This is a genomic window from Bradyrhizobium sp. CB3481 (assembly GCF_029714305.1).
Taxonomy (GTDB): Bacteria; Pseudomonadota; Alphaproteobacteria; order Rhizobiales; family Xanthobacteraceae; genus Bradyrhizobium.
On the sequence record NZ_CP121647.1, the window covers coordinates 7,576,477 to 7,589,873 of the forward strand.

The window sequence follows — 13,397 nt, forward strand, 5'->3', positions numbered from 1 at the left end:
GCCGCTTCCGCCGTTACAAGCTGCTGATCACGCGGCCGTCACAGACCTCGCACCGTGAGCACGATGGCGTCGGCGCCTGCCTTCCGGTCGACGGATATCTCCTGATATTCCGGCGAACTCTGAAATTCCTCCGCCGCGGCGGCATCGGGAAATTCCATGATCACCACCTTGTCGCGCGGCCATTCGCCTTCGAGCACCACCGGATGCGCGTCCGCCACCAGGAGCTTGCCCCTGAATTTTTTGAACACGTCCATGAAGCGTGACTGATAGCGATCGTAGCGTTCGCGGCGGGTGAATTTCAATTGCGCGATGATGTAGACGCTCATGGCGATCCCCTGTGCTCCTGGCGCGGCGCCTTTGGCCTACCAACGATCAGCCGCGAAACTTCTTCTTGTTCTTCTTTCCGAACGCGGCCTTCGCCGGCGCCCCGCCTTCATGCCGCGGCCTTCCGGCGTGAGCCGGCTTGTCTCGGTGTCCCTTGGTATCGTAACGCGTCTTCTTGTCAAACCCCGCTTTATCGGGCCGCTTTCCGCTCTTGCGGTCCGGCTTCTCGTTCTGCTCGCGATGCGCATTGGGCGGCGGAGCATCTTGCAACGCTTCGATGCGGATGCTGTCTTCCTTGTCGGGACGGCGGATGCGCGCGGCAAAGCGGCTGGCGACGCGCGCGGAAATCTCGAACTCGGTGACGCTATCGAGTATGCGGATGGCGCCGATGTCCTCCTTCTTGATGCTGCCGCGGCGGCACAGCATCGGCAACAGCCAGCGCGCTTCGGCATTCTTGCGGCGGCCGATCGCAGCGGTGAACCACACGCTGTCTTCCGCCATGCGGTGGCGCGCCGCAGACTTTCCGGGCTTCGCTCCGCGCCCGGTCTCGCGATCCGCCCGCTCGCGCGCGCGTTCCGCGCGTGACTTGACGCGATCCTCGCCGGGATCGGCGATGTCTTCGGGCGAAGGCAGGCGCGCGCGATAGAGTCGCGCCAGCGCGGCGGCAATCTCCTCGGCCGGCCGTTCGGCAAGCAGCGCCTGCGCAAGCGCCTGATCTTCGGTCGTCGTCTCCGCGGTGAACACATCGTCCCGCAGCAGCCGTTCCTGATCGAGCTTTCGGATGTCGTCGGCCTGCGGCGCGACGCCCCACGCCGCGTCGACGCCGGCGAGCTTGAGCAGCATGTCGGCGCGGCGACGCCGCGCCGACGGCACCAGCAAGATGCTGACGCCCTTGCGGCCGGCCCGCCCGGTGCGCCCCGAGCGATGCTGCATGACTTCCGGATCGTTCGGCAGGTCGGCGTGAATGACGAGATCGAGCTTTGGCAGGTCGATGCCGCGCGCGGCAACGTCAGTCGCCACGCAGATGCGGACGCGTCCGTCGCGCAGCGACTGCAGCGCCTGCGTCCGCTCGTTCTGGGTCAATTCGCCCGATAGCGCCACCACCGAGAAGCCGCGCTCCAGCAACGTCGCCTGCAGATGCCGCACCGCCTCGCGGGTGTTGCAGAACACCAGCGCGCCCGGCGACTCGTAGAAGCGCAGCAGGTTGACGACGGCATGCTCGACGTCGCCGGCGGCGATGCGGATCGCGCGATATTCGATATCGGCGTGGCCGCCCGCATCGCCCGCGACTTCGACGCGGAAGGCATCCTGCTGGTACTCCTTTGCCAGGGCGACGATGCCGGGCGGCAGGGTCGCCGAGAACAATAGCGTGCGGCGGCTCTCGGGCGTCGCCTGCAGGATCGATTCGATGTCCTCGCGAAAGCCGAGATCGAGCATCTCGTCGGCCTCGTCGAGCACGATCGCCTTCAACTCCGAAACATCGAGCTTGCCGCGCCGCAGATGGTCGCAGAGCCGCCCCGGGGTTCCGACCACGATATGGGCGCCGTGGGACAGTTCGCGCTGCTCGCGGCGCGGATCCATGCCGCCGACGCAGGAAACCACGCGGGCATCCGCGTGCCGGTACAGCCAGGCGAGCTCGCGATGGACCTGAAGCGCCAGCTCCCGGGTCGGCGCGATGATCAAGGCAAGGGGCGCGGCGGCCGGTCCGAGCCGTTCTGTCCCGTCGAGGAGGCTCGATGCCATGGCGAGACCATAGGCGACGGTCTTGCCCGAGCCGGTCTGCGCCGACACCAGCAGGTCGCGGCCATCGGCGTCATCGGCCAGCACCGCCGTCTGCACCGGCGTCAGGGACTCGAAATTGCGCTCCGCCAAGGCTCGCGCGAGCGGCGGGTGGGTAGTCAGGAATGTCACGAGAAATTAGGTCCTGTTTGGCTCGATGAGCCGTAAAATGTTGAGTATCGCTCCGGAACCGAAACGGCTCGAAGCTTGCGCGAATGACGCGAAGCGGCACGGCCCGACGGATGTGGGTGAGATGGGGATGCTTTAGGCGAATTTCACCCCGCGCGCCATCCATTCTTTGCAGATCCGCCGATCACTTCTAGACTGGTTTTGAGGGGAATTTACCGAAAGGGGCCGCCACCGTGACCGCGTTCAAGACCATTCGGGCCCGCGCCGAACAGCGCAAGGGCGGGCCCAAGGGGCTCGCCAAACTGCTGCCGCCAAAGCCCGATCCGAAGGCCCTCGCCAGGCTCGGCGACGACCGGATCCTCGCCGAAATGGCCAAGCGGGTGTTTTGCGCGGGCTTTGCCTGGAGCGTGATCGAGAGCAAGTGGCCGGGCTTCGAAAAGGCGTTTCTCGGCTTCAAGCCGGGCCCGCTGTCGCTGAAGCCGGACGAATTCTGGGACGATCTGATGAAGGACACCCGCATCGTCCGCAACGGCGCCAAGATCATGTCGGTGCGCGCCAATGCGAGCTTCGTCCGCGACATCGCCAAGGAGCATGGCAGCTTCGGCAAGTTTCTGGCGAACTGGCCTTCGTCCGACGAGGCCGCGCTGCTCGAACTGCTGGCCAAGCGCGGCAGCCGGCTCGGCGGTAATACCGGCCAGATGATGCTGCGCTTCCTCGGCTGGGACGGTTTTGTCACGTCGCGAGATGTCGTGCTGTGCCTGCGCGATGCCGGGCTCGACATTGCCGAGACCGTCACCTCCAAGCGCGACCTCGCCAAGGTGCAGGCGCAGTTCAACGCTTGGGCCGAGGAGAGCGGGCTTTGCTACGTGCAGATGTCGCGGATTTGCGCGCTGTCGATTGGGGAGAATTATTCGGCGGAGCGGCTCGAGAGCATGATGGGTGGTGACGAATAATGATCCGCCTTCGCTCTTCGAGCTGCGGCGAGACAAGTGCGCTCAGATCACGAAGAATCCGTGCGTGCCGTCGCGGCGGAGCTGTTCGACGAGGCCGTATTCCCAATCGAGATAGGCCTGCATCGCGCTTTCCTTGACGTCGGTGCCTTCATAGGGGCGGCGATAGCGGTGTGACGGATCGGGCCTCGGGATCACCTGCGGCGGACCGACCTCCAGCGCGCCGTCATAGCCACCTTCGAGCACGTAGACTTCCCAGCCCATCTGGGCGAGCCAGGATGCGGTCATGTCGGCGCGGACGCCTCTATCGTCTGTCAGCACGATGCGCCCGCCGCGCACGGGCGCAGCCATGTCGATCTCCTGCACCAGTTGACCACCGGCGTAGTGGCGGAAGCCGGAGAGATGCCCTGCGGCGTATTCTTCCTCCGCGCGGACATCGAAGCGGTACAGCGTGCGATCGGCCTGCGCCTGCAGTGCCACCATTTCGGCAAGGCCGATGTGGCGGACGCCGGCGCGATAGGCAACGTCGCGCGCATTGGCTTCGGCCCCCGCGATTGCGCCGATCTCGCCGCGCCTGCCGGCGCCATGTTCGAGCTTCTGTTTGGCCAGCGTCCAGCCGATCGTCCCGTTGCGGAGCGCCCGGACTTCATTGGTAACACCGGCATTGATCAGCGACTGGGTGCCGATGATCGAGCGGGTGCGGCCGGCGCAGTTGACGATGATGGTGGTCTCAGGATCGGGCGCGGCGCGGCCCGCGCGCAGCACCAGCTCCGCGCCGGGCACACTGATCGAGCCCGGGATATTCATGGTGGTGTATTCGTCGAAGCGGCGGACATCGAGGATCTGGATATTGGCGCCATCAGCGATCAGCGCATTGACCTCTTCGGCGGCCAGCGAAGGCGTGTGTCGCCGCGCCTCGACCAGCTCGCCGAACGCCTTGGCGTAGGAGTTGACGTCCTCGAACAGCTCATAGCCAGCCGATTTCCAGCCCTGCAGTCCGCCGTCGAGCTGGCGAACGTTGCTGTAACCCAGCGCCCTAAGCCGCTCCGCCGCGTCAGGTACAAGGCCCTCGCCGCCATCATAGAGCACGATCAGAACGTCCTTGCCCGGCAAGCGGGCCTCCGCCTCCAGCGCAATGCGGCCAGCCGCCATGTTGGCGGCAAACAGCGGATGGCCGGTGGCGAAGACGGCCTCATGCCTGACATCGAGCAGCGCGATTTCCTCGCGCAGCAGCAGCGCGGTGCGGACTTGCGAAGGGCTTACGGACGGTACGGTCATGAACGCTGGATTCCGGATGGGGATTGTTCCTCCTTTAGCAGCATCGCGATGCGCGCGTCACCGCCGGGAAGGTATTGGCTCTCATGCCGCGCCGCATTGGACCGATTGCACCGACCTGCCTGAACCGGCATATGATTGCCGGTCAGACCAGCGGCCGGGGATTCGATGGACCTCAAACAATTGCGCACCTTTCGTGCCGTCGCCGAGCTCGGCAGCCTGAGCAAGGCGGCCGACCGGCTGCGCGCCGCGCAACCCGCGCTCAGCCGGCACATCAAGCTCTTGGAGCACGAGCTTCGCGTCGAATTGTTCGTCCGCAATGGGCGCGGCATGCTGCTGACCAGCGCCGGCCGCATGCTGCTCGACCGCACCACCGGTCTCATTCGCCAGATCGAGCAGGTCAGCGACGACCTCAAATCGGCCAACGGCAATCCATCGGGCCGCGTCATCCTCGGGCTGGTGCCGACGGTGAGCGCGGTGCTGTCCGGGCGATTCGCCCGCCGCGTCCTCGACGAGTTTCCTGACATCTCGCTGCGTCTCGTCGAAAGCTATGGCGGACATCTGGTCGAGTGGCTGCATCGCGGCGAAATGGATCTCGCGATCATCTACGGCCCCGCGGTCGATCTGCATCTGCAGGTCCAGTCGATCGGGCGCGAGGATATCGTCGCGGTCGGGCCGCCGGGGTCGGGGCTGAACAAGCGCAAGCAGGTCGACCTGAAATGGCTGGCGAAGCAGAAGCTGATCCTGCCGAGCATCTCGCACGGCTTGCGGGCGCTGCTGGAAAAGGCGCTGGCGCGCGAAAAGCTGAAGCTCGAGGCCATGATCGAGGTCGATTCCTATCGCGCGCAGATCAGCCTGATGGAGGAAGGGCTCGGCTATACGCTGCTACCGCCGTCGGCGATCCGCACGGAGGTCGCGGCAAAACGGCTGGAGATGGCGGCGGTCAATCCATCGGTCTCCCGTGAATTGATCCTGGCCTCGCCGATCGCCCATCCGCCCTCGATCGCCACGACGACGATTGCGACGCTGATCGTCTCGGAGATTCAGGAACTCTCCCGGCAAGGGCGCTGGAAGATCAACATGACGGCGTAGTGCCGCACATTCGCTCTTCGTCATGGCCGGGCGTAGCCGTCCGAAGGACGGCGTCGCTTTCCGCTCGCCTATGCCCGGCCATCCACGTCTTTCCTGTATGGTGACACCAAAGACGTGGATGCCCGGGACAAGCCCGGGCATGACGAGTTCGGCGGTAGCGCCGCGCGTCAATTGAACAGCGCCTCGTCGCCCAGCACCGATTGCCGGAAGCGCGTCGTGAGAATCACGCCATCGGCCGGCGGCATCACGAACACCAACGCCTCCGGATTGATCTTGATCTGCGCAAATGCCGTCCCTCGCCCGGCATGGGCGAGCTCGCGCAGCTCGGTCACCTCGGCCATCGTGCGGACGATGCGCGAGGTGCGGATGCCGCAAGCGCTCGCGATGGCGGACAGATCGACGCCGGAAGCGGTCGGCGTTTTCTGCATGCCGGTCTCGCCGAACCGCTCATTGTCGAGCACGGCGATGGTGAGGTTCTTCGGCGCCTCGACCGCAATCGTGGCGAGCGAGCCGACATTCATCAGCATCTCGCCGTCGCCGGTGATGACCAGCACCTTCCGTTTGGGCTGCGCCAGCGCGAGGCCAAGCCCGATCATCGAGGCGCCGCCCATCGCCCCCCACAGCGGAAAATTGTTCGGATGATCGCCGGCGGCCGAGACGTCCCAATTCGGCGCGCCGAGGCCGGCGATGACGAGCAGATCGGCGCGGTCACGCAACAATTCGTTGACGACGTCGCGGCGGTGCAGGAGCGCGTTCGGATTGCTGGTCATTTGCGGGCAAGCTCCTTGAAGTTCTTGGCGCCGAGCACGCGCTGGCCGATCAGCACCGCCACCGGCTTCCAGGTGTTGAAGGCAAGGTTCGCCGCGCCCTGCACGGTGGAGGCGACGAGGTCAGGTTCGTCGACCTTGTTGACGATCACGCCCATGGCCTCGAGCGAAGGGCGCGTGCCCTGCCCCATCGGGATCTGCCATGGGTTGAACTCGCCCCAGTCGCCGCGCATGGTGACGATCATCAATAGCGGCATGTGACAGATCACCGGCAGCGACAGCATGTTGATGCAATTGCCGACGCCGCTCGACTGCAGCAGCAGCACGCCGCGCTCGCCGCCGAGCCACGCGCCGGCGAGCATCGCCACGCCCTCTTCCTCCGTTGTCAACGTGACGACACGGGTCTCGGGATCGGCCTCGAAGGCGCGGATCAGGCGGCTATGGCCCGCATCCGGCACCATCGCGACCTGGCGAATGCCGGCGTCCTTCAGCACGCGATAGATCTCATCCGGCCACGTCGGCAGTGCCGGCGTCGCCTCGCCCCGTGATTTTGCTGCTTCCGCCATCGGGCCCGGTTTCCTCTGCGATTCCTACAGTTGAGTTGCGCGGACAATAGAGCGCGGCCGGAAGTCAAGGAATTTGAATGTGGACATGGCTTCTATCGCAAAATTGAAAGGCTGGAGTGGGGTGACGCTCTCTTCAGACGTTACGAGCCACCGGGTCGCGCGCAGGCGCCCCCGATGACAGGCCCGCAAAGCAATCCATCGCGCCGAGCGGTCGACATGGATTCCTCGGCATGACAGTTGGATACAATTTCGCATTGCCGTAGCGCGATCGCTGCGGCGGTCGCGAAGCGCGCCCTCCGCACGACATCGTCAATGTGCCGATGATTTGAGACGGTAAGCGCAAGAACTTGTAGAAGTACGTCGGGCGCTGCGCCCTGGCGCCCAAAACGCCGCACCAGCCGATACAACTTCAGCGTTCAAGTCGAAAAATGTTCTTGATTTGTTCTAAGCATTTCGGCACGCTGCTTCCATTCAATTTCGGGGGCTTTCGATGAACCGCATCCAGACTGGTCACACCAGGCTCGTCATCCATAACGACAAAGATACTCCTCAGGATTTTGTCATAGGCCTTCTCCGCTCTGTCTTCAGTCAGTCGCTGGGTGACGCGATCGAATTGATGGCGGCAATCGAGATGAAGGGCAAAGCGGTCTGTGGAACATATCCGCACGCCGTTGCTGAAGCCCTCCTGAAGGTTTCCGAGGAGCGCATCGAGGCATCGGGTCATCGGTTGATGATCAAGGCCGAGGCCAGTGGCGACTTACAAGGAGACCGGTGCAAACTGTGCGGGAATTTTGCCGGTGAGCAGATCTGCCTGGTGAGCAACGCGGCGCTGATTTGCGACGACTGCACCCTGGCCGTTGCGGCCAATTTGCGTGATCTCACGCAAACAAAGCAGTTCAATTTTGCAAGTGCAGCCCTTGAATGGCACTTCGCCGAAGTTCCTCGGGACCAGCTGATCGCAACATCGCGACAATTTCCCGGACATATGCGCCCGGAAGTTCAAGCGGCGGTGGACAAGTTGTTTTCGGCCTCGCCAATTCGCTTCTTTGGCATTCACGAGCGCCACCGCTACGAGACACTCACATTCGCCTCGCTGAGCCGGTTTGGCGAGACTACGCATGCCATCGCGCCAGTGCAGTACCAGGATGTGGAGATCGGCGAGGCCGAGCCGGTGAAATGCCTCGACAATGGATTATGGCTGTGTGCCACCGATAACGATCTGCACTATGCGGTGCTGCTGTCGGCTCATCGCGAGCACGGCGAAGAAACCGGCGTTCGCATCGAAATCCTGGCTCCTGCCGGGCCGGCAAGTGCCGAGCTTGTGAAGCGCTCATTTTCCGACATCGAGAAAGCGGTCGACGCCGCGCGCTGCTATCGGGGCAAGGTTCTTTCATTTGATGCCGACGCGAGCTATCGCGGAAGCTCGCGGGGCCTCATGGTTCACAAGCTGCCGCGCATCGAACGCGCCAACGTGATCCTGCCCGAGGCGACGTTGAAACTGCTCGACCGCAACGTCCTCCATTTTGTGGAAGGCCGCACGCAGCTGCGCCGGCTCGGACAGTCCACCCGCAAGGGAATCCTGCTGTATGGGCCGCCCGGCACCGGCAAGACGCATACCATTCGGTACCTCGCCAGCAACCTGGCCGGCCATACGACATTGATCATCACGGCTGGTCAGGTCGCGCTGCTCGGCACCTATATGAACCTTGCCCGCCTCCTACAGCCGAGCATGGTGGTGATCGAGGACGTCGATCTCATCGCGCGCGATCGCGAGATGATGGGAGGACCTTGCGAGGAGAGCCTGCTGAACAGGCTTCTCAACGAAATGGACGGTTTGAAAGAGGATGCCGACATCCTTTTTGTCCTCACCACCAATCGACCCGAGCAACTCGAAGGCGCGCTGGCCGATCGGCCGGGCCGGATCGACCAAGCGATCGAGATCCCGCTGCCCGACGACGTCAGTCGCAGGAAGCTGATCCAGCTCTACGGCCAGGGGTTGGCGCTCGATGAATCTCTCGTCAGCGAGGCCACACGTCGCACCAAGGGCGTCAGCGCTGCCTTTATCAAGGAATTGATGCGACGTACAGCACAAGCCAGCATCGGTCGGGACGGCGGCACAACGATACAGTCCCCCGATCTCGGCGAAGCACTCGATGACATGCTCTTCGCGAGCGGCAAGCTGAACGTCAAGCTGCTCGGAGGGACGCAGAGCGTTACGATCGATGGATGAATGGGCTGAGATGCCGATCCTGACCGAGTCAGGTTGCTGACACTACTTCGGTGTGGAATCCGGCGGGCAATCCGGCGAGACCTTCAGCGGCTTATTGCCGCTCCACACCGTCCGTGCGGCGGAGTTCGCGCCACCTGCATCAGGCAACACGGCGCTCTGGCCGACAGTCTGCGAGTTCGGCGTCTTCTCTTCTCCATGGCCCGTCGTCGCAGACGGTGACGTGGTGGTGCACGCCGTGTCCTGCTTGTCGGCCGATTCCGCCGTGGTTTGGGCTGAGGCTGCATTCCCTCCGATTACCGCTGCAAGAATCGCTACCGCGACGCGGGTCATTTTCGTCTCCGCTGGCTGAAAAATAACTTGCCCGGAGCGGAACGTTCTGCTGCAACGATGGTTCCCGCCAGCCTGGACATGACGTTACGGAGCATTCGAACCGACGCGGTATTTGCTTCGCCAGGCGGATCGAAGACGGAGCACGCATGACCATCGATCTGACCCGCCGCACGCTGCTTCATCTTGCCGGCGTCTCATCGCTGTCCGCAGCAGCGGCCGCGGCAGCACGGGCGGAGGGCGCGGCGGGCGGCAGCGGGCCGACCTTCGCGAGCCAGACGCCGATGCGGATCGGCATGGTGACCTTGCGCGTGCGCAACCTCGATCTGGTCGCCGACTTCTATCGCGACGCCATCGGACTCACTGTCATGCAGCGCACGCCAACGGGCGCCCGTCTCGGCGCGGGCGGCGTGCCGCTACTCGATCTCAGCCGGCGACCGAACGCCGCCACCGAGCCGCGAAACGCGGCTGGCCTTTACCACACCGCCTTCCTGATGCCGACGCGCAAGGACCTGGCGCGCTGGCTGGTGCATGCCGCGACCAGCAAGGTGCAGCTCTCCGGCTTCGCCGATCACCGCGTCAGCGAGTCCGTCTATCTCGACGATCCCGAGGGCAACGGCATCGAGGTCTATGCTGACCGCGCACCTGACCTGTGGAAGTGGGACGGCGCGACGGTCGCGATGGCGACTGACCCGCTGGATTTTGACAATCTGCTGGCCCTGACGAATCCGCGCGTGTCCAACTATGCCGGCGCGCCTGAAGGGCTGCGCATCGGCCACATGCATCTGCGTGTCGGCGATCTCGACCAGGCGGATCGCTTCTATGGCGGCACGATCGGCTTCGACCCGACGCGCAAACGGACCGGCGCCGCATTCCTCTCCTCGGGACGCTATCACCATCACCTCGGCATCAATGTCTGGCAGAGCGCCGGCGCCGGATGGCGCGATGATGCGGCGACCGGGCTTGCGTGGTTCTCGCTGGAAATCGCGGCGCCGGAAATATTGGAGGCGCAGGAGCAGCGGCTGCGGCAAGCCGGTGCGCCGGCTGCGGCAATTAGCAACGGAATTGAGACGGCGGACCCCTGGGGCACCAAGGTGCGTCTGATCAAAGTTTGACGGCGCAATAACGAATAAGCCACAGCATCCCCGCGCCGGGGTCAAAGCTGTGCCGGGAAGGATGATTTCATGAATTTGCCGATGAGCTGGGACGAATGGGCGCAACATGACGGCGTTGCGCTGGCGACGCGTGTCGCAAAAGGCGAACTGACGGCCGCTGAACTTTCGGCGCAAGCGGCTGCCGCGATCGCCAGGGTCGATCCCCCGCTCTCAGCTGTCGTCGAAGTGTTCGACGATGCCGTCACTGACCCCGCAACCGACGGCACCAATCTCGACGGCCCGTTTGCCGGCCTGCCCTTCCTGATGAAAGACCTCGGCCCGACCCTGAAGGGCCGGCTGCAGGAAATGGGCTCGCTCTATATGCGCGGCAATCGCGCCAGCGCCGACACCTTCCTGACCAGGAAGCTGCGCACGGCCGGGCTCAACCTGATCGGGCGCACCACCACGCCGGAATTCGGCGTCTGCAGCTCGGCGGAGAATCCCGCCGTCTATGTCACGCGCAACCCGTGGGATACCGACTACACCACGTGCGGATCGTCGGCCGGCAGCGCGGCGATGGTCGCCGCCGGCGCGGTGCCGATCGCGCATGCGACCGATGGCGGCGGCTCGATCCGGATCCCGGCCGGCGTCAACGGCAATATCGGGCTGAAAGTTTCGCGCGGCGTGTTCTCGCTGTCGCCCCTGCTGTCCGATCTCTCTGGCCTCGTCTCCATTCAAGGCTGCCAGTCGCGCACCGTTCGCGATACCGCTGTCTTCGTCGACGCCTGCCGCGGCCCGGCGCCGGGCGAGTTCATGCCGTTCTGGAGTCCGCCGGAGCCTTATACCCGGATGATCGCGCGCGACCCGGGAAAGCTGAAAATCGCGCTGTCGCACAAATGGGGCGACTTTGAAGCGACGCCACACATCGCGGCCGAGCTGGAAAAAGCCGGGCGCTTCCTCGAAGGCCTCGGCCATCACGTCGATTACGCCCTGCCCGAGATCGACTACAGCGCAGCTTTCGCGGCGCAGACCACCTGCTACATCAGCAATTTTGCCGTCGTGATCTCCAACATGCTGGCGGCGCGCGGGCTCGAGGAGCCGCCGGCGGACCTGATCGAGCCGATCAACATCCGGATCTGGCAGCACGGCCGCGATACGAGCTACGCCGACCGCGCAAAGATGCAGGCCGTGTTCAACACGACCTCGCGCGGCTTCGGCACGTTCTTCGAGGATTGGGACATCATGCTGACCCCGATCACGGCGCTGCCGACACCAAAGGTGGGCACGACGGAGTATCTCACGATCAGCGACAATCCCGACGTGCTCGACTGGTTCGGCAATCTCTGGCGCAATTTTGCCTTTACCCCGCTCGCCAATCTCTGCGGCATCCCCGCGATCTCGCTGCCGCTCGCCACTCACGAGCACGGCCTGCCGCTCGGCATCCAGGCGATCGCCAGGCAGGCCAATGACGGCCTCTTGCTGCAGCTCGCCGCCCAGATCGAGCGCGCGATCGACGGCAAGTGGAACGGGGGGCAGAGGCCGGGCGTGCATGTGACGAAGGAGTGAACGGCAGGCGCGTCGTACTTGAATGATCCGAAGCTCCACCGAATAGCGATCCAGGACCGTCCAACACCGCAGCCGGAGCGGTGTTGATCCTGCCCTGCCGCCGGTGCCGCTACTATTTCGCCACCGGGACGGCTGGCGTGCTGCCCTGACTTCGGCCAGCGGCAGTTGCGTCCCACCAGTTTCCCAGGGCATCAAGCAACGGCATGAGCTTGAGACCGGCCGCTGTCAGATCATATTCCACGCGCAACGGATATCCTTCGAACTCGCTGCGCGCCACGATGCCCGCGTCCTCCAGCTTGCGGAGCTCCAGCGTGAGCATCCGGTGCGAGATGGTGGGGTTGTCCCGGCGCAGGTCGCTGAAGCGTTTCGTGCCCTGCTTCAGATAGTAGATCAGCAGACTGGGCCAGCGGCCGCTGAGGATCTGCATCACTTCCTCGATCGGACAGCGCGAGACGAGATCTTTCATCTGAATGCTCGTGGTTACAAAAAGGTGCGTAATTTACTTGGGCAGCGCGATCCGTAGATTCCAGTGACGCTGCGCAGCGTGATCGGCAGAAATCACGGAGAACATCTCAATGGAACCAATTCTCATCTATGGCTTCCCGGCCGGAAGCTCGATGGGGCTTGTCGCCGCGCTCGAATGGCTTGGCAAACCCTATCGGCTATGCCGTGTCGATATGCTCGGCGAGATGCGCAATCCGTCCTATGCGCGCATCAATGCCCGGCATGAAACGCCGGTCCTGATCACGGATGCAGGGCGGGTGCTGACCGAGACGGTCGCGATCGCCGCCTGGCTCGAGGCAAGAGACAGCGAGCAGCGCATCAGTTTCACGCCGCTTTCGCCGGAAGCGGACCGGATGCACCAACTGATCGGCTTTATCAACACAGGTTTTACCAGCGCCTTCTCGCCGCTGTGGGCCGCGATGGAGATGGCGAAACCGAACCCGCAAATGCAGTCGTCTCTGCGTGAGTTCGGCGCCGCGCGCGTGATCGAGCGGCATGACAAGCTCGAAGCGATGATCGGAGATCAACCCTTTCTCACGGGTGAGCGCCCGACGCTGGCCGACGGCATTCTGGTCGGCGTTGCGCGGTGGCTCGATTTTCATCAAGTCGCCGATCCGGCGCGCTGGCCGAAGCTCGCCGCTTTGCGTCGGCGCATCGAAGCCGACCCCGCCGTCATCTATGCGAAGGCCTTGGAGAGCGGAGATACGGCTTCGAGCTCCGGCGCTTGCAGCGGCCACATCCTGCTCGCGGACGTTATCGAGCGGTTCGGTGATTGAGGCGATCATGCGGCGCGG

13 protein-coding genes are annotated in these 13,397 nt (G+C 64.2%); 6 read left to right on the forward strand and 7 right to left on the reverse strand.

Annotation, left to right across the window (positions count from 1 at the left end; translation table 11 throughout):
* Window positions 1–38: 38 nt before the first annotated feature.
* Window positions 39–326 (reverse strand): DUF1330 domain-containing protein, encoded by a 288-nt coding sequence (locus QA643_RS36570; RefSeq protein WP_283030530.1) that lies wholly within the window; start codon window positions 324–326, stop codon window positions 39–41.
* Between the two features lie 46 nt (window positions 327–372).
* Entirely contained in the window at window positions 373–2,235 is a 1,863-nt protein-coding gene (locus QA643_RS36575; RefSeq protein WP_283030531.1) for a DEAD/DEAH box helicase, read from the reverse strand.
* A 230-nt stretch (window positions 2,236–2,465) separates the two neighbouring features.
* Here QA643_RS36575 and QA643_RS36580 point away from each other — a divergent pair, with 230 nt between their 5' ends.
* Window positions 2,466–3,185 carry a DNA-3-methyladenine glycosylase I gene (locus QA643_RS36580; RefSeq protein ID WP_283030532.1) on the forward strand — a complete coding sequence of 240 codons (720 nt, stop codon included), beginning with the start codon at window positions 2,466–2,468 and terminating at the stop codon, window positions 3,183–3,185.
* A 42-nt stretch (window positions 3,186–3,227) separates the two neighbouring features.
* Here the strand turns inward: QA643_RS36580 and QA643_RS36585 are convergent, their stop codons facing one another.
* Window positions 3,228–4,460 (reverse strand): rhodanese-like domain-containing protein, encoded by a 1,233-nt coding sequence (locus tag QA643_RS36585; protein ID WP_283030533.1) that lies wholly within the window; start codon window positions 4,458–4,460, stop codon window positions 3,228–3,230.
* Between the two features lie 165 nt (window positions 4,461–4,625).
* Here QA643_RS36585 and QA643_RS36590 point away from each other — a divergent pair, with 165 nt between their 5' ends.
* Entirely contained in the window at window positions 4,626–5,549 is a 924-nt protein-coding gene (locus QA643_RS36590) for a LysR substrate-binding domain-containing protein (RefSeq protein WP_283030534.1), read from the forward strand.
* Between the two features lie 167 nt (window positions 5,550–5,716).
* On the opposite strand, the gene QA643_RS36595 is transcribed toward QA643_RS36590, so the two are convergent.
* On the reverse strand, window positions 5,717–6,319 hold the full coding sequence (locus tag QA643_RS36595; protein ID WP_283030535.1) for a thiamine pyrophosphate-dependent enzyme: 603 nt from the start codon (window positions 6,317–6,319) through the stop codon (window positions 5,717–5,719).
* A complete protein-coding gene (locus QA643_RS36600; RefSeq protein WP_283030536.1) occupies window positions 6,316–6,882 on the reverse strand; it encodes a thiamine pyrophosphate-binding protein in 567 nt (188 codons plus the stop codon). The genes QA643_RS36595 and QA643_RS36600 overlap by 4 nt, the downstream gene beginning before the upstream one ends.
* A 490-nt stretch (window positions 6,883–7,372) precedes the next feature.
* Between QA643_RS36600 and QA643_RS36605 the strand changes: the two genes are divergently transcribed.
* Window positions 7,373–9,112, forward strand: a complete 1,740-nt coding sequence (locus QA643_RS36605) for an ATP-dependent Clp protease adaptor ClpS (RefSeq protein ID WP_283030537.1) — start codon at window positions 7,373–7,375, stop codon at window positions 9,110–9,112.
* 42 nt (window positions 9,113–9,154) lie between these two features.
* On the opposite strand, the gene QA643_RS36610 is transcribed toward QA643_RS36605, so the two are convergent.
* A complete protein-coding gene (locus QA643_RS36610) occupies window positions 9,155–9,442 on the reverse strand; it encodes a hypothetical protein (protein WP_283030539.1) in 288 nt (95 codons plus the stop codon).
* 146 nt (window positions 9,443–9,588) lie between these two features.
* On the opposite strand from QA643_RS36610, the gene QA643_RS36615 reads away from it, so the two are divergent.
* The gene (locus tag QA643_RS36615; RefSeq protein WP_283030541.1) at window positions 9,589–10,554 is read left to right on the forward strand and encodes a VOC family protein; all 966 of its coding nucleotides are present in this window, start codon (window positions 9,589–9,591) and stop codon (window positions 10,552–10,554) included.
* A gap of 69 nt (window positions 10,555–10,623) precedes the next feature.
* Window positions 10,624–12,099, forward strand: coding sequence for an amidase (locus tag QA643_RS36620; RefSeq protein ID WP_283030542.1), 1,476 nt, complete (start codon window positions 10,624–10,626; stop codon window positions 12,097–12,099).
* Between the two features lie 112 nt (window positions 12,100–12,211).
* Here QA643_RS36620 and QA643_RS36625 read toward each other — a convergent pair whose 3' ends face one another.
* Window positions 12,212–12,565, reverse strand: coding sequence for a helix-turn-helix domain-containing protein (locus tag QA643_RS36625; protein ID WP_283030545.1), 354 nt, complete (start codon window positions 12,563–12,565; stop codon window positions 12,212–12,214).
* Window positions 12,566–12,674: 109 nt separating this feature from the next.
* Between QA643_RS36625 and QA643_RS36630 the strand changes: the two genes are divergently transcribed.
* Window positions 12,675–13,379, forward strand: a complete 705-nt coding sequence (locus QA643_RS36630; protein ID WP_283030547.1) for a glutathione S-transferase family protein — start codon at window positions 12,675–12,677, stop codon at window positions 13,377–13,379.
* Window positions 13,380–13,397: the final 18 nt, after the last annotated feature.

Coding starts and splice junctions, on each gene's coding strand:
- QA643_RS36630 (WP_283030547.1), top strand. CDS start 12,675: ATGGAACCAATTCTCATCTATGGCTTCCCGGCCGGAAGCTCGATGGGG.
- QA643_RS36625 (WP_283030545.1), bottom strand. CDS start 12,565: ATGAAAGATCTCGTCTCGCGCTGTCCGATCGAGGAAGTGATGCAGATC.
- QA643_RS36615 (WP_283030541.1), top strand. CDS start 9,589: ATGACCATCGATCTGACCCGCCGCACGCTGCTTCATCTTGCCGGCGTC.
- QA643_RS36595 (WP_283030535.1), bottom strand. CDS start 6,319: ATGACCAGCAATCCGAACGCGCTCCTGCACCGCCGCGACGTCGTCAAC.
- QA643_RS36590 (WP_283030534.1), top strand. CDS start 4,626: ATGGACCTCAAACAATTGCGCACCTTTCGTGCCGTCGCCGAGCTCGGC.
- QA643_RS36585 (WP_283030533.1), bottom strand. CDS start 4,460: ATGACCGTACCGTCCGTAAGCCCTTCGCAAGTCCGCACCGCGCTGCTG.
- QA643_RS36605 (WP_283030537.1), top strand. CDS start 7,373: ATGAACCGCATCCAGACTGGTCACACCAGGCTCGTCATCCATAACGAC.
- QA643_RS36620 (WP_283030542.1), top strand. CDS start 10,624: ATGAATTTGCCGATGAGCTGGGACGAATGGGCGCAACATGACGGCGTT.
- QA643_RS36610 (WP_283030539.1), bottom strand. CDS start 9,442: ATGACCCGCGTCGCGGTAGCGATTCTTGCAGCGGTAATCGGAGGGAAT.
- QA643_RS36570 (WP_283030530.1), bottom strand. CDS start 326: ATGAGCGTCTACATCATCGCGCAATTGAAATTCACCCGCCGCGAACGC.
- QA643_RS36600 (WP_283030536.1), bottom strand. CDS start 6,882: ATGGCGGAAGCAGCAAAATCACGGGGCGAGGCGACGCCGGCACTGCCG.